The organism is Streptomyces sp. NPDC029466 (assembly GCF_055574515.1).
Genome location: NZ_JBVHZH010000045.1, coordinates 1 through 15,614, shown reverse-complemented (window position 1 = coordinate 15,614; position 15,614 = coordinate 1). Strand labels below are relative to the sequence as shown.

Genomic DNA, 15,614 nt, shown 5'->3' with positions numbered 1-15,614 from the left:
GCTCGAAGTGATGCAGCGCCCGGCACTTCCCATAGGCATATCCGCGAGGCACTCGCCCGTGGCAATTCACTCGTGAGAAACAACGATGAGTTCCGGCCCACCACGCCGGCAAGGCAATACAAGGCGGCATCCATAAAACGCCGCACAAAGCGGTGAAAAGCACCTTCCACAGCGGACCGGATTTCACCTTGCCAGAAATCCACAAGGCCGGTAGCAGAAACACTTTCAGAACATACGTCGTATAAACTCCGGTGACGAGGAAGAGACTTGGCGCCCAGCGTCTCGGTGATCTCACCGACACCGGGCTCAGCGGCTGCCCCCGCCCGGCCGCCGCCCCGGCCGGCCACGCTCTGACCCCGCCCGCAGACAACGCCGTTTGCACCCGCCACGCTCCACCGTGTCTCCGAGCCACGCTGCACCGTGTCTCCGAAGTGAGAGGCGACCCATCATGCCGCTGCACCTCCCCCCTGCCCCCGCACCCGCCCTGCGCAGCGTTCTCACCGCTCTCGGCTCCCCCACAGCGGTCGGCGAGGCCCCGGTCCCCGCGCTGCGCGCCCATCAGGGTCCGCTCAGCCCCGACCACCCGCTGCCCGTCCATGTCTGGGACGACGTCAGCCGGGCCGGTGGCACCCCGCACACCCGACTGGCCGGATGGCGCTTCCTGGTCCGCGGCGGGGAGCGGGCCGTGGCGACCGCCGAGGCGGTGCTCACCGCGGACGGCTGGACGTTCGGGCGCTTCTGTGGCGGCCCCTACGTCGCCGCGACCGAGCAGGCACTGGCCCAGGCCGAGTCACTCGCCACGCCCTACCAGCCGCGACTGCTGTCCGTCCCCGAGCTGTACATGCTCACGCTGTGGCTGCATCACGACCTCACCTCCGACGGCGCCCAGGGGCTGCCCGCGCCCGGCGACCTGCTCGTACCGCTGGCGCCCGCCCCGCCGGGTATCGCCGCGCACCGTCCGCAGCGCATCGCCGATCTGCTCCCCCGGCTCACCCTGCGGCTCACGCCCGCCCCGCTCCTGGCCGAACCGGCCTGATCCACCGGCGCCGGCCCGGATCCCCGCACCGCTTCGGGCGCCCGCCGCCCCGCCCGAGCATGCCCCGCGACCCCGTCCGGTCACGGGGCGCTCTGCCGTGCTCACCCAGGCGGCCTAGTCCGCGGATACCACTCCCAACCCTCTTGGGGAGGAGTGCAATTGGGAGCAACCGCCCGCATGGGTGACGCGTCCCTACCGAGTGAGTACCGCTGCTGCGAAATCCCTGCGGAATCCCGTCCGTGGGGCAACACTGGGACCGACCGACAGAAACGGGGGAGCGGCCATGAACACCTCATCGAGCCGCACGACGACGTTCACTTCACCGCAGCGAAAGACAACTTCCATGTGTCAGCACCAACCGCCATGCCCGTCCGCAGACTCCACCGACCGGGAGGCCGCACACCTTGTGGCGCACCATCCGGAGCAGGGCTGGAGCCTGCTCTGCAACGGCGTCCTGCTCTTCGAGGACACCGGTGAGCTGCTCCCCGACGGGCAGGTCATCGCCCCGCACCGCGCCCGGGTCATCGCCGCGGCCTGACCCGCCGCGCCTGCCACGAACCACAGGGCCCCCGGCAGATCTGCCGAGGGCCCTTGATGCTGCCGTGACTCAGTTGTCGTACTCCTCCAGCGGCGGGCAGGAGCAGACCAGGTTACGGTCGCCGAAGGCACCGTCGATGCGGCGCACCGGCGGCCAGTACTTCTCCGCGGCGTCGACACCGGCCGGGAAGACGGCCTCCTCGCGGGAGTACGGGTGCGCCCAGTCGCCGCCGAGCGCGCCCGCGGTGTGCGGGGCGTTGCGCAGCGGGTTGTCGTCCTTGTCCCACTCCCCCGAGCCGACCTTCTCGATCTCCGCGCGGATGGCGATCATCGTGTCGCAGAACCGGTCCAGCTCGGCGAGGTCCTCGCTCTCGGTCGGCTCGATCATCAGCGTGCCGGCCACGGGGAACGACATCGTCGGCGCGTGGAAGCCGTAGTCGATCAGCCGCTTGGCCACATCGTCGATGCTCACCCCGGTCGCCTTGGTCAGCGGCCGGACGTCGATGATGCACTCGTGCGCCACCAGGCCGCCGGGGCCGGTGTAGAGCACCGGGTAGTGCGGCTCCAGCCGCTTGGCGATGTAGTTGGCGCTGAGGACCGCCACCTGAGTGGCGCGCTTGAGCCCGTCGCCGCCCATCAGCCGGACGTACGCCCAGGAGATCGGCAGGATGCCCGCCGAGCCCCAGGGAGCCGCGGAGATCGGTCCCACGCCCGTCTCGGGGCCCGCGGTGGGCTGAAGCGGGTGGTTGGGCAGGTACGGCGCCAGGTGGGCGCGTACGCCGACCGGGCCGACACCGGGGCCACCGCCGCCGTGCGGGATGCAGAAGGTCTTGTGCAGGTTCAGATGCGAGACATCGCCGCCGAACTTGCCCGGCTCCGCGAGCCCGACCAGCGCGTTGAGGTTGGCGCCGTCCACGTAGACCTGACCGCCGGCCTCGTGCACCGCCGCGCAGATCTGGGTGATGTGCTCCTCGAAGACACCGTGCGTGGAGGGGTAGGTCACCATCAGGACCGCGAGCTCGTCCCGGTGCTTCTCGATCTTGGCGTGCAGATCGTCGGTGTCGACCTCGCCGTCCTCACCGGTCTTGACGACGACGACCTTCATCCCGGCCATCACGGCGCTGGCGGCGTTGGTGCCGTGCGCCGAGGACGGGATCAGGCAGACCGTACGCTGCTCGTCGCCGTTGGCGCGGTGGTAGGCACGGACGGCCAGCAGACCGGCCAGCTCGCCCTGCGAGCCGGCGTTCGGCTGGATGGAGACCTTGTCGTAGCCGGTGACCGTGGCCAGCCGCTCCTCCAGCTCCTGGATCAGCGTGAGGTAGCCCTCAGCCTGGTCGGCCGGCGCGAACGGGTGCAGCTGACCGAACGCGGGCCAGGTGACCGGCTCCATCTCGGTGGTGGCGTTCAGCTTCATCGTGCAGGAGCCGAGCGGGATCATGCCGCGGTCCAGCGCGTAGTCCTTGTCGGCGAGGGTGCGCAGGTAGCGCAGCATCGCGGTCTCGGAGCGGTACTCGTGGAAGACCGGGTGGGCGAGGTAGTCGTCGTTGCGCAGCAGCCCCTGCGGCAGCGCGTCGGCGGCGGCCGCGTCCAGCTGCTCGACGTCGCCGGACACCCCGAAGGCGCTCCAGACGCCGGCCAGCTGCGCCCGCCCGGTGGTCTCGTCACAGGCGATGCCGACCAGGTCTGCGTCGATCTGCCGGAGGTTGACACCGGCCTCGCGGGCGGCGGCGACGACCTCGGCGGCCCGGCCGGGCACCCGCGCGGTCAGCGTGTCGAAGTACGTGCCGTGCGCGATCTCCACCCCGCCGGCCCGCAGGCCCTCGGCGAGGATCGCGGCGTAGCGGTGGGTGCGGCGGGCGATGGTCCGCAGGCCCTCGGGGCCGTGGTAGACCGCGTACATGCCGGCCATGACGGCGAGCAGCACCTGCGCGGTGCAGATGTTGCTGGTGGCCTTCTCCCGGCGGATGTGCTGCTCACGGGTCTGCAGCGCCAGGCGGTAGGCCTTGTTGCCGTCGGCGTCGACGGAGACGCCCACCAGACGGCCGGGAAGGCTGCGGGCGAACTGATCACGGACGGCCATGAAGCCGGCGTGCGGTCCGCCGAAGCCCATCGGAACGCCGAAGCGCTGGGTGGTGCCGACGGCGATGTCCGCGCCGAGCTCACCGGGCGAGGTGAGCAGCGTCAGGGCGAGCAGATCGGCGGCGACGGTGACGATGGCGCCCAGCTCGTGCGCCTGCTCGATGACGGCGCGGGGGTCCCGCACCGCGCCGGAGGCACCCGGGTACTGAAGCAGCACGCCGAACACTCCGCGCTCGGCGATCTCGGCCGGAATGCCGTCGGACAGATCCGCGACCACGACCTCGACGCCGGTGGGCTCCGCACGGGTCTCGATCACGGCGATGGTCTGCGGCAGACAGTCGGCGTCGACCAGGAAGACGCCCTTCTTGACCTTGCCGACCCGGCGGGAGAGCGCCATCGCCTCGGCGGCGGCGGTGCCCTCGTCCAGGAGCGACGCACCGGAGGTGGGCAGTCCGGTCAGGTCGGCGACCATCGTCTGGAAGTTCAGCAGCGCCTCCAGGCGGCCCTGCGAGATCTCCGGCTGGTAGGGCGTGTACGCCGTGTACCAGGCCGGGTTCTCCATGACATTGCGCAGGATCACCGGCGGGGTGAACGTGCCGTAGTAGCCGAGACCGATCATGGGCGCCAGGACCTCATTGCGGTCCGCCAGGCTCTTCAGCTCCTGGAGCACCTCGGCCTCGGTACGGGCCTGCGGCAGGCCGAGCGTCTCGGCGCTCTTGATCACATCGGGTACGGCGGTGGCGGTGAGCTCGTCCAGCGACCCGAAACCGATGTGCGCGAGCATCTTCGCCTGCGCCGCGTGGTCGGGACCGATGTGCCGGCGCTCAAAGGGGGTGCCGCGTTCCAGCTCGGTCAAGGAGATGCGATTGGTGGTCATCTGCGGGGGCCTCCTGGTCGGTACGACCTACGAGGGGCACCACGGCACGGGTGCCCGGACGGCCTCCCCCTCTGTCATTCAACCTGAGAGCTTCACCGGCCCGCGGGTGGCGGCCCGGCTTTCACCGTCGGTGAGGAGGGGTCCCGGCGCTGTGCCTTCCGTGGCCCGCCCTGCTTTCCAGAGTGACCTCGTCCATGCGGTACGTGTGCCTGAGAGATTCCGGGGAGGATTTGCTCCTTCGGCGCCCTCGTCGCGAACGACAAGGACTCTCCCGCACGGGGTCTGCGGCCATTCGCCAGCCTACCAGCGTGGCTCTCGAAGGCTCCTTCGAGTGGCCGGGGCATGAAATGTGCCGTTTGGTAGTTGTCAGAGGGCAGTTGCGACCAATTGGAGGGGCCGTGCAAACCGATATCGATCCCCGAAGCCTGATCGGCCGCAAAGCGTTCGACCGTAATGGCGCGAAAATAGGGACCATCGACGAGGTCTACCTCGACGATGCGACGGGGGAACCGGAGTGGGCGGCCGTACGCACCGGACTCTTCAGCCGGGACGCGTTCGTCCCGCTGGAGCCCAGCAAAATGGTCGGTGAAGGCCTGCACATCCCTTACGACCGCAAGCTGATCAAGGACGCGCCGGACTTCGGCGTGGGCCGCCATCTCTCCCCTGAGCAGGAACTTCAGCTCTATCACCACTACCGTCTGGATATTTCCTCCCCGACCGATCCGGTGTCTCCCGGCTCCGGCGACAAGAACTTCGGCAAGATCGCCGGCTCGGACGACTGACCGTCGGCCGGCGCCCCGCCCACCAGCGGCAGGGGCTCCCCCGGCCGCAGCGCCGGGTCCTCGACAGCAAAGGTCCGCACCCTCCCCGGTGCGGACCATGGCGTTTCGAAGCGGACGGTCACTCTCCCCACCCCGCTCCCCTGCACCCAGCCCGCCCCGTACTGGTCGTGGACCACGTCCAGCCCCGGATACCAGCGCCGCGGCCGCTCCTCCTCGGCCTCGTCCGACTCCCGCTCGCCTGCGGCCTGCTCCAGCGCCGCCGCGGTCGCGGCTTCCGCCGCCTCCCGCTCCGTCGCCGCCTGGGCGAACAGATCCCCTTGTGTGAAGTCCGCCAGCCCGCTGACCCCCACACCCAGCAGCCGCACCCCGCCCGTGGTGTCCACCGTCTCCAGCAGGCGCACAGCGGCCTCCCGTATCACCGCCGGATCGTCGGTCGGCCCCCGGAGCGTCTCGGAACGGGTCAGCGTCGAGAAGTCGTAGTTGCGCACCTTGATGACCACCGTGCGCCCGGAGCGCCCGGCCGCCCGCAGCCGTTGTACGCACCGGTCCGCCAGCCGCAGCACCTCGTTCCGCACCCGCATCCGGTCGGTGAGGTCGACCTCGAAGGTGTCCTCGACGGAGATGGACTTCGCGTCCCGCTCCGCCACCACGGGCCGGTCGTCCTGCCCCAGCGCCATCGCGTACAGCCCCGCGCCGTGTGCCCTGCCCAGCAGTCGCACCAGCTCGGCCTCACCGGCCTCCGCGGTCTCCGCGACGGTGTGGATCCCGGCCCGGCGCAGCGTCTCGGCCGTCGCGGGGCCCACCCCGGGCAGCGTCCGCACCGTCATCGGGCCCAGCAGCTCCCGTTCGGTGCCCGGCTCGATCACCACCAGCCCGTTCGGCTTGGCCGCCTCGGACGCGATCTTCGCCAGCATCTTGGCCCCGGCCAGCCCCACCGAGCCGGTCAGCCCCGTCGCCGACCGGATGTCCCGCCGCAGCCGCTCCCCTACGGCCCGCACGGCCGCCGTCTCGGCCGGGACGCCACCCGCCTCCAGGTCGACGAACGCCTCATCCAGGCTCAGCGGCTCCACCAGCGGCGACAGGGCATGCAGCAGCTCCATCACCACATCACTCACTTGGCGGTAGAGCGTGAAGCGCGGACTGAGATAGGCGGCGTTGGGACACAGTCGACGCGCCTGGGCCGTCGGCATCGCGGAACGGACCCCGAAGACCCGGGCTTCGTACGAGGCCGTGGAGACCACGCCACGCACGCCGACCCCGCCGACCACCACGGGCTTACCGCGCAGGCTCGGCTTGGCCGCCTGCTCGGCGGCCGCGAAGAACGCATCCATGTCCAGATGCAGGATGGTCGGGGCAGGTCTCACATCTCCGATGCTGCCCCATGCCACTGACAATCGGCCCGATGCCGGGCCGCGCGCTCCGCCGGGGTCTCAGCCCGCCCGGTTGCGCCGCCGCGCCAGCTCGTCGTGCGGGTTCTTCCCGACCAGCGTCTCGCCGGTGTCCACCCGCTCCCCGTGGAGCTGCGACAGCGCGCCCTCCACGTCCCGCCACACCACGCCCACGGCGATCCCGAAAACGCCCTGACCGCCCTGGAGCAGGTCCACGACCTGGTCGGGCGAGGTGCACTCGTAGACCGTCGCGCCATCGCTCATCAGCGTCATCCGCGTCAGATCCGCCAGCCCGCGCGAGCGCAGATGCTGGACCGCGGTGCGGATGTTCTGGAGCGACACCCCGGTGTCCAGCAGCCGCTTGACGATCTTCAGGACCACGACGTCCCGGAAGCTGTAGAGCCGCTGGGTGCCGGAGCCATAGGCCGGCCGGATGCTCGGCTCCACCAGGCCCGTACGCGCCCAGTAGTCGAGCTGCCGGTAAGTGATGCCCGCTGCCGCACAGGCGGTCGGGCCGCGATAGCCGATGTTCTGAGCCTCGCAGTCCCCCGACACCGCCGCGGCCGGTGCCGGGGCAGGGTTCGCTGCTGCGCCCGAGTGGAGCGGCAACGCCCCTTCCGCCGCCATACCGTCGCCGGTGATTGCCACGCCGCCCTCCGTCCTCCACGTCCCGGACGGGACCTGCCACATCGACGGTATGCAGTCACTCGGGGTGCGTCAACGATCGCCGCGCTCGCCACGCCGAGTGATAATCACCCTACGAGTGGTTTCTCGTGACCTCGCGCGGGGAAGGGCTGACTGTTTGGCCGGAAACAGGCGGTTCGCCTGGCCGATATTACTGGCTGTTGGTCCCGAAGTCCTCGGGCGAGATCTGGTCGAGGAATTCGCGGAACTTCTCCACCTCGTCCTCCTGCTCGTCCGGGATGGCGATCCCCGCGTCGTCCAGCACACCGTCGGTACCGAAGATCGGCGTTCCGGTGCGCAAGGCCAGCGCTATGGCGTCCGACGGACGCGCACTGACCTCGACCCCGCTCGCGAAGACAAGTTCGGCATAGAAAACCCCCTCGCGCAGATCCGTGATGCGGACCTGCGTCAGCTCCTGGCCCACCGCTTCGAGCACGTCCTTGAAGAGGTCATGCGTCAGCGGCCTGGCAGGGACCATGCCCTGCTGGGCGAAGGCGATGGCGGTGGCCTCCCCTGGCCCGATCCAAATGGGCAAGTATCGGTCGCCTCCCACCTCCCGCAGGAGCACGATCGGTTGGCTGGAAGGCATTTCCACCCGGACACCCACGACGTCGAGCTCGTTCACACAGCAACCCTAGGACGTGCCCGGCAGGTTTGGGTAGTCGGGCACTCGTTTGCTCGCTACAGCCGGACCCGCAGAGCGCTCTGCACCAAGGCCGCATGCAGCCGTACGGACAGCGTTGCCAGCTCCCTGGCGGTCGCTTCGGCGTGCGCCCTGGTCTGCGGGTTACGGTGCCGCCGAAGGGGTGCAACGACCTGCTCGACCAGGCCCGCCTCGCGCTCGGCCGCCGCCTTCACCGCGCGCAGATGCCGCGGCTCCAGACCGAAACGGCCCAGGTCCGCGACAAGTTTGGCCACCGTGACGGCCTCGATGTCGTATCCGCCGTCCGCATGGGGGACGATGAGTCCGTACGACTCCCAGTCGGCGAGCGCCGCCTCGTCCACCTCCGCGGCGGCCAGCAGCTCGGCCCGGCCGATCCGGGCAGCCGTGGGAGGCTCCGTACCCGGGTCGTGCACGCCCTCGACCAGATCCCGGGAGGGTGCGGCCGGAGCCGGCAGCGGTACCTGCTCACCGCGCTCCAGGGCGTCCAGATGCTCCCGGATGACCTTCAACGGCAGATAGTGGTCCCGCTGCATCCGCAGGACGGCGGCCAGTCGCTCGACGTCCGCCTGCGTGAATTTGCGGTATCCGGAAGGCGTGCGCTTCGGTTCGACCAGCCCCTCGGCCTCCAGGAAGCGAATCTTGGAGATGGTGACCTCGGGAAACTCCTCGTGCAGCAGGGTGAGCACCGTACCGATACTCACCGGCCTGCCGTCCGAGGAGGCGGCACCGGCAGAGCCGGCGCCGCCTTTCGGTGTATCGCGCATATGCCTTCCCCGGCCGGTCAGATACCGGCGCCTCGCTGGCTCGCGTAGAAGACCAGGCGGAACTTGCCGATCTGGACCTCGTCGCCGGTGGCGAGGGCAACGGAGTCGATCCGCTCACGGTTGACGTAGGTGCCGTTCAGGCTGCCCACGTCGGCGACCGTGAAGAGACCGTCCGGGCCGCGACGGAATTCCACATGGCGGCGCGAGACCGTCACATCGTCGAGGAAGATGTCGCCCTGCGGATGCCGGCCTGCCGTGGTCAGCTCACTGTCCAGCAGGAAGCGGCTGCCCGCATTCGGTCCCCGGCGGACGACCAGCAGCGCCGACCCCAACGGGAGAGCGTCCACGGCCGCCTGGGCCTCGGGGGACAGCGACGGCGCCAGATTCTGGCCCGTGGTCTCCGAGTCGTAGGCCTCCAGCCCCGAAATGGAGATGGTCGACGTCGTCTCCGACGCCCGCTCGGGCTGGGCGCCCGCACGCAGCGGCGCACCACAGTTGGAGCAGAACCGGCTCGCCTCGGCGTTCTGGTTCCCACACCTCGTACAAACCGGCAAGGCCGACCCTCCACCCGTGTGTGCGGCTGATGGTTCCTGGGAACCTATGCGGCCGGCACCGGAGGGGTCAACAGAACCCGCGCCGTACCCCCCGGACGGACCGCTGACCTCATCACGGAAGAGCGGACGGCCCTCGGCCGCACCGCTCTCGTCGGGCTGGCGCGGAGCGGCATGCCGCGCAGAGCCGCTGCCGCCCTCCTGGCGTGCGCTCTTGCCGAACAGCTTTCCAAACAACTTCACGGGCGATTCCCCTTGAACGAAATAGACCCGCCCGTGGGGCAGGACGAACCCTCGATGCACACACCGACCCATCCGGACATCCTGTGAACGTCCGTGGCCTTCAGACAGTTTCCACCACACACCACACGCACGGTGCGTCGACCCCCCGCTACCTCATGCCCTTCCCGGGCACTCGACATACGTGCACGCCTCACTGAGATGACAACCGAGCGTAGTCAGGCCGCTTCGCCTCTCGCAAGGCGTCCACAATGATCTTCCTCTCACGGGTCACAGACACCTTGGCCTGCTCCTTTTCCAGCGTCTGGACCACTCCGCCGGGGATGTTCAGCGCCGGTTCCAAGTCCTCCGGCTTGCCGATGACCTTGAAGCGGAACGGCTGCATGACGCGCTTGCCATCGATCTCCACGCCGCCCCGGACGTCGGAGAGATAGCTGTCCGCGACGACCCGGACACCGTTGACCTGGATGGCCTCCGCGCCGGCCGCCCGCAGCTCCTGGATGGTGTCCAGCAGCTTGTCCGCCTCGACGGAGTGCGTCGGGTCGTCGATGGTCAGGTTGATGCCGGGCCCTTGCGCCGCGACGGTCCCGGCCAGCACACCCAGCTGCTGTTCCTTCTCCACGGTCTGCTTACGGGCCTCCTCGGCCTGGTCCGAGCTGTTCGCCAGCTCGGTCTTCTGCCCTTCCAGGCGCCGCTGTTCGTCGGTCAACCGCTGGGAGCGGTTGTCCAGCTCGTCCAGAATGCGCACCAAGTCCTCCTGGCGCGCACCTCGCAGCGCACTGCTGTCACTTGTGGAACGTACCTGAATCGCCAGGCCGAGGCCGAGGATGAACAGGAGCAGCGCAACGATCAGTTGAGCCCGGGTCAGCCGCGGCGGCCACAGGCTCGCCACCAGCCGTTCCCGACCGCTCTTCGGGCGTTCCGCGCTCCCGTCGCCCTCGTCAACGACGTCCGGAGTCGAGGAGTCTGCCCCTTTGTCCTGCTTCTGTCCAGCACTGTCCGATTCTTGAGCTTCGGCTTCGTCACCGGACTCCGCCGACTCGGGAGTCTTCCGGCTCTCGGGCGGCATCGGCCGACGGCCGGCCGGCCCGCGGTCCTGGTCCGGCTCCGGCCGCTCCGGCTTCTCCGCCGGCTGTGGCTTCTTCTCCAGTTCCGGCTTCTCTTCCGGCTCCGGGGTCTTCGCCGGCTCCGGCGTCGCGTCCTCGGTCATCCGCCTCACGCCCTGAAGACGTGGCGGCGGATCGCGGCCGCGTTGGAGAAGATCCGGATACCCAGCACCACGACGACGCCGGTGGAAAGTTGGGAACCGACGCCCAACTTGTCGCCGAGGAAGACGATCAGCGCGGCGACGACGACGTTCGACAAGAAGGAGACCACGAAGACCTTGTCGTCGAAGATGCCGTCCAGCATCGCGCGCAGACCGCCGAACACGGCATCCAGCGCCGCGACGACAGCGATCGGCAAGTAGGGCTCGACCACCGTCGGCACCACGGGTCGGACGACAAGCCCGACCACGACTCCCACGATGAGGCCCAATACGGCGATCACGATGTGCCCTTCCCTGTGTCGGCGCCGTCCGCCTTGGCGGCACCGGCCTGCGGCTTTGCGGTACGTACGATCAAGCTGGGCGCGGGCGGCAGCGTGACCTCGTTCTCGGCGGAAATCCTGGTGCGCACGCCGTAGTTCTCCTGAAGCACATGCAGGTACTGACCATCGGCGCTGTCCTGGAACGCGGTACTCAGCCGCTGCCCGTCCCCCACCGCCAGCACCGTATAAGGCGGCGCCAGTGGCTTGTTGTCGACCAGTATGGCGTCTCCTGCGGCTCTGATCGCCGAGAGTGACGTAAGCCGCTGTCCATTGACGGAGATGGCCTCCGCACCGGACGCCCACAGGCCGTTGACGACGCGTTGCATATCCCTGTCGCGTACCCGCCCGGTGTCCGAAAAACCACTGCTCTCGCGCGGACCGCCGCCGCTGGACGCCGCGCCCTTCGCATCGTCCACGACGAGCTTCACGCCGGGTCCGGTGACCTGTGTCGAGCCGGACAGCAGGGCCAGCAGCTCGGCCTTGTCGCCGCCGTGCTTCTTCAGCGCCTCGCGCTGCATTCTGCTGACGTCGTCCCGGAGCGCGTCGACCCGCTTCTGCTGCCGGTCGGCCTCGCCGGTGCCCTTCTGGATGCGGTTGATCAGTTCCTCGCGCTCCTTGGCGAGCGTCGGTGCTGATATCCGCGCCTGCGCCGCCCCCACGGTCACCACGAGCGCGGCCAGCACCAAACCGGCCGCGAGGCCCAGCTTCGCCCGCAAGGTCCGCGGCAGTCCCCGCACCCCGGTCTCGGACTGCCGCGCGGCGGCCTCGGCGTATCCGTCGTCGAGACTGTGATCCATCACGTTGGTCAGCAGCGACATGGACGCATCGGGGCGCGCGGCCGGCGTGTTCGGGTTGCTCCGATCGGGGCGCTGCTGCGACATGCCGCACATCGTCGCACGTCGGCCGCGCGGTCTCCCAATGGCCCCACCGGCGTGCCGATTCACGGCCCGCCGGTGGGACCCCGGTCAGCGTCCTGCGCTGTCCACCACGGCGGACCACTCGTCCAGCAGCTGCTGGGCGGAGGCGTCATCCGGCCCTTCCGCCCACAGATGCGTGACCGCCTCAGCGGGGTCCGGCAGCACCAGAACCCAGCGGCCGTCGGCCTCCACGATCCGTACGCCGTCGGTGGTGTCCACGTCCCGGTCGCCGGCGGCCTCGACGACATGCCGCATGACCAGGCCCTTGACCGCCCACGGGGTGGCCAGGTCGCGGCGCTGCACATGCGCCCGCGGGATCCGTGCGTCGATCTGGCTGAGCGTGAGCTGGGTACGGGCGACCAGGCCGATCAGCCGGACGAACGCGGCGGCGCCGTCGAAGACGCTGCTGAACTCCGGAATGATGAAGCCACCCATACCGTCCCCGCCGAAGACCGTGCCGTCGGCGCGGCCCACCCGGGTCATGTCGTCGGGCGAAGTCGTCGTCCACTCCACCTGCGTCCCGTGATACGCCGCCACCTGCTCGGCGATCCGGGTGGTGGTCACCGGCAGCGCCACCCGGCCGGTACGCCGCTCGGCCGCGACCAGATCCAGCATGACCAGCAGTGCGCGGTCGTCCTCGATGATCCGGCCGCGCTCGTCCACGAGGGAGAGCCGCTCGCCGACGGGGTCGAAGCGCACACCGAAGGCGGCCCGCGCCGAAGCCACGATCTCGCCGAGCCGGACGAGCCCGGCACGCCGGGCGTCGGCGGTCTCGGTCGGCCGGGATTCGTGGAGCCCGGGGTTGATGGTCAGGGAGTCGACGCCGAGCCGTCCCAGAAGGCTGGGCAGGACCAGGCCCGCGCTGCCGTTGGAGGCGTCCACGACGACCTTCAGTCCGGACTCGCTGATGCCCGTGGTGTCCACGGTCCGCAGCAGCGACCCCGTATAGGAGTCGAAGACGCTGGCCGGGAAGATCAGATCACCGATCTCACCGGGGAAGGCGCGACGGTACTCCTGGCGGGCGAAGACCCGGTCGAGCTTGCGCTGCTTGGCCTGCGAGAGGTCGGCGCCCCGCTCGTCGAAGAACATGATGTCCACGGAGTCCGGCACCCCGGGCGTCGTACGGATCATGATTCCGCCGGCGCTGCCCCGCGCGGTCTGCTGGCGGGCGACGGGCAGCGGGACGTTCTCCAGGTCCCGTACGTCGATGGCGCTGGCCTGCAGCGCGGAGATCACGGCCCGCTTGAGCGCCCGGGCACCACGGGAGTGGTCGCGCGCCGTGGTCACCGTGGAGCCCTTCTTGAGGGTGGTGGCGTACGCGCCCGCGAGCCGCACCGCGAGTTCCGGTGTGATCTCGACATTGAGGATTCCGGACACCCCGCGGGCACCGAACAGATGCGCCTGGCCGCGGGACTCCCAGATCACCGACGTATTGACGAACGCGCCGGCCTCGATGGTCTTGAACGGATAGACCCGCACATTCCCCTGGACGATCGACTCTTCACCGATCAGGCATTCGTCACCGATGACGGCGCCGTCCTCGATCCGGGAGGCCCGCATGATGTCGGTGTTCTTGCCGATCACGCAGCCGCGCAGATTGCTCTGCTGGCCGATGTAGACGTTGTCGTGCACCACGGCCCGGTGCAGGAACGCACCGCTCTTCACGACGACATTGGAGCCGACGACGGTGTGCTCACGCAGCTCCACACCGGCTTCGATCTTGGCGTAGTCGCCGATGTACAGCGGGCCGCGCAGCACCGCGTCGGAGTGGACGTCGGCCCCCTCCGCGACCCATACGCCCGGCGAGATCTCGAAGCCGTCGATTTCCACATCGACCTTGCCTTCGAGCACATCTGCCTGGGCCTTCACATAGCTCTCGTGCGTACCGACGTCTTCCCAGTAGCCCTCGGCGATATAGCCGTAGATCGGCTTGCCTTCCTTCATGAGCTGCGGAAAGACATCCCCGGACCAGTCGACCGGCACATCGGGCTCGAAATAGTCGAAGACCTCCGGCTCCATCACGTAGATGCCGGTGTTGACGGTGTCCGAGAAGACCTGACCCCAGGTGGGCTTTTCCAGGAAGCGCTCGACCTTGCCGGCCTCGTCGACGATGGTGATGCCGAACTCGAGCGGGTTGGGGACCCGCGTCAGACAGACGGTGACGAGGGCGCCCTTTTCCTTGTGGAACCGGATCAGATCCGTGAGGTCGAAGTCGGTGAGGGCGTCACCGGAGATGACGAGGAAGGCATCGTCCTTGAGGGCTTCCTCGGCGTTCTTCACACTGCCCGCGGTGCCCAGCGGCTTTTCCTCATTGGCGTAGGTGAGCTCCATTCCGAGCTCTTCTCCGTCGCCGAAATAGTTCTTGACGAGGGAGGCAAGGAATTGCACGGTCACGACGGTCTCGTTGAGACCATGCCGCTTCAGCAGCCTGAGCACATGCTCCATGATCGGCCTATTGACGACCGGAAGCAGGGGCTTGGGCATGCTGGACGTCATGGGGCGAAGGCGTGTTCCTTCGCCGCCGGCCATCACAACGGCCTTCATGTCGGAAGCGTCCTCCTCTAAGAGACGACGGTCTTGCCGACTTCACCTGTCCAGCGCGCCCACTGTTCCTGTTATCGCGTACGGGCGCCGGGCCTTGGCACCAGCTGCCGGTCCGGAAAGCTCAGTCGGCCGTGGTGTCCGCCTTGATGAGTCGGCGGACCTGAACCACGTAGGTGACTCCTGCCCACCAGTAGAGCGCCGTACCCCATCCTGCGAACGCCCATCCGAAAACAGAAGCGAGTGTGTGAAGCCAGCTGCTTCCGCTGCTCAGGAGGAGCAACGGGAAGGCGTACATCAAGTTGAACGTAGCCGCTTTCCCCAGGAAGTTCACCTGGGGCGGCCCGTAACCGTGGCGTCCGAGGAATCCGACCGCGATCAGCAGCATCACTTCCCGTGCCAGCAGCGCCGCGGTCAGCCAGACCGGCAGGATCTCGCGCCAGGTCAGACCGACGAGGGTGGAGAGGATGTAGAGGCGGTCGGCGGCCGGGTCGAGGATCCGGCCCAGGCTGCTGATCTGGTTCCAGCGCCGGGCAAGCTTGCCGTCCAGATAGTCGCTCACACCGCTCAGCGCGAGGACCAGCAGCGCCCAGCCATCGGCCTCCGGGCCGCCGAATACCGGCCACAGGATCAGCCACAGGAACAACGGCACGCCGAGGAGGCGAGCCATGCTCAGGATATTCGGGATGGTGAGGACGCGATCCGTCTGAACCCGCGTCTCCTGGACCTCCACGCGGAAGCCTCCTGGGGGAAATGTACCAACGATGCCCCCTGACCTTACCTGTCCCGCCGGCGACGCCGTGCCGCGGGTCCCAAGATCACCGAAACGCGAAAAAGCCCCCCGGGAACTTTCGTTCCCGAGGGGCTCTCTCAAAAATTGTTCGGCGGCGTCCTACTCTCCCACAGGGTCCCCCCTGCAGTACCATCGGCGCGGAAAGGCTTAGCTTCCGGGTTCGGAATGTAACCG

The 15,614-nt window shown here is 68.9% G+C and carries 14 protein-coding genes, 1 rRNA gene and 1 riboswitch; of the genes, 3 read left to right on the top strand and 12 right to left on the bottom strand.

The window, feature by feature from the left end; genetic code table 11:
• The first annotated feature begins 448 nt into the window (after window positions 1-448).
• Window positions 449-1,036 (top strand): hypothetical protein, encoded by a 588-nt coding sequence (locus ACZ4XD_RS29255; RefSeq protein WP_468046903.1) that lies wholly within the window; start codon window positions 449-451, stop codon window positions 1,034-1,036.
• A gap of 343 nt (window positions 1,037-1,379) precedes the next feature.
• Entirely contained in the window at window positions 1,380-1,574 is a 195-nt protein-coding gene (locus ACZ4XD_RS29250) for a DUF5999 family protein (RefSeq protein WP_042152060.1), read from the top strand.
• 69 nt (window positions 1,575-1,643) lie between these two features.
• On the opposite strand, the gene gcvP is transcribed toward ACZ4XD_RS29250, so the two are convergent.
• Window positions 1,644-4,529, bottom strand: coding sequence for an aminomethyl-transferring glycine dehydrogenase (gene gcvP, locus ACZ4XD_RS29245; RefSeq protein ID WP_468046900.1), 2,886 nt, complete (start codon window positions 4,527-4,529; stop codon window positions 1,644-1,646).
• A 187-nt stretch (window positions 4,530-4,716) separates the two neighbouring features.
• Window positions 4,717-4,813, bottom strand: a riboswitch (glycine riboswitch).
• 114 nt (window positions 4,814-4,927) lie between these two features.
• On the opposite strand from gcvP, the gene ACZ4XD_RS29240 reads away from it, so the two are divergent.
• Window positions 4,928-5,311, top strand: a complete 384-nt coding sequence (locus ACZ4XD_RS29240; RefSeq protein ID WP_026170300.1) for a PRC-barrel domain-containing protein — start codon at window positions 4,928-4,930, stop codon at window positions 5,309-5,311.
• Here the strand turns inward: ACZ4XD_RS29240 and ACZ4XD_RS29235 are convergent.
• The 11 genes from ACZ4XD_RS29235 to rrf all read right to left on the bottom strand — a co-directional run.
• Window positions 5,221-6,675, bottom strand: coding sequence for a DNA polymerase IV (locus tag ACZ4XD_RS29235; protein ID WP_468046898.1), 1,455 nt, complete (start codon window positions 6,673-6,675; stop codon window positions 5,221-5,223). The genes ACZ4XD_RS29240 and ACZ4XD_RS29235 overlap by 91 nt on opposite strands.
• A gap of 66 nt (window positions 6,676-6,741) precedes the next feature.
• Window positions 6,742-7,347, bottom strand: a complete 606-nt coding sequence (locus ACZ4XD_RS29230; protein WP_018093277.1) for a MerR family transcriptional regulator — start codon at window positions 7,345-7,347, stop codon at window positions 6,742-6,744.
• A 187-nt stretch (window positions 7,348-7,534) separates the two neighbouring features.
• Complete coding sequence (locus tag ACZ4XD_RS29225) at window positions 7,535-8,008, bottom strand: bifunctional nuclease family protein (RefSeq protein WP_006606439.1); 474 nt, start codon at window positions 8,006-8,008, stop codon at window positions 7,535-7,537.
• Between the two features lie 56 nt (window positions 8,009-8,064).
• Window positions 8,065-8,811, bottom strand: coding sequence for a transcriptional regulator FtsR (ftsR, locus tag ACZ4XD_RS29220; RefSeq protein WP_468046895.1), 747 nt, complete (start codon window positions 8,809-8,811; stop codon window positions 8,065-8,067).
• A gap of 17 nt (window positions 8,812-8,828) precedes the next feature.
• Window positions 8,829-9,677: an FHA domain-containing protein gene (locus ACZ4XD_RS29215; protein WP_468046893.1), complete on the bottom strand. Its 849-nt coding sequence runs from the start codon at window positions 9,675-9,677 to the stop codon at window positions 8,829-8,831.
• Window positions 9,678-9,795: 118 nt separating this feature from the next.
• On the bottom strand, window positions 9,796-10,812 hold the full coding sequence (locus ACZ4XD_RS29210) for a DUF881 domain-containing protein (RefSeq protein WP_468046891.1): 1,017 nt from the start codon (window positions 10,810-10,812) through the stop codon (window positions 9,796-9,798).
• 5 nt (window positions 10,813-10,817) lie between these two features.
• Window positions 10,818-11,150 (bottom strand): small basic family protein, encoded by a 333-nt coding sequence (locus ACZ4XD_RS29205; protein ID WP_042152041.1) that lies wholly within the window; start codon window positions 11,148-11,150, stop codon window positions 10,818-10,820.
• A complete protein-coding gene (locus ACZ4XD_RS29200) occupies window positions 11,147-12,070 on the bottom strand; it encodes a DUF881 domain-containing protein (RefSeq protein WP_468046889.1) in 924 nt (307 codons plus the stop codon). The genes ACZ4XD_RS29205 and ACZ4XD_RS29200 overlap by 4 nt, the downstream gene beginning before the upstream one ends.
• Before the next feature lie 84 nt (window positions 12,071-12,154).
• The gene (locus tag ACZ4XD_RS29195; RefSeq protein ID WP_468046887.1) at window positions 12,155-14,650 is read right to left on the bottom strand and encodes a sugar phosphate nucleotidyltransferase; all 2,496 of its coding nucleotides are present in this window, start codon (window positions 14,648-14,650) and stop codon (window positions 12,155-12,157) included.
• Window positions 14,651-14,771: 121 nt separating this feature from the next.
• Window positions 14,772-15,380, bottom strand: coding sequence for a CDP-alcohol phosphatidyltransferase family protein (locus ACZ4XD_RS29190; RefSeq protein ID WP_468046885.1), 609 nt, complete (start codon window positions 15,378-15,380; stop codon window positions 14,772-14,774).
• A 146-nt stretch (window positions 15,381-15,526) separates the two neighbouring features.
• Window positions 15,527-15,614 (bottom strand): 5S ribosomal RNA (rrf, locus tag ACZ4XD_RS29185); the annotation flags it as partial.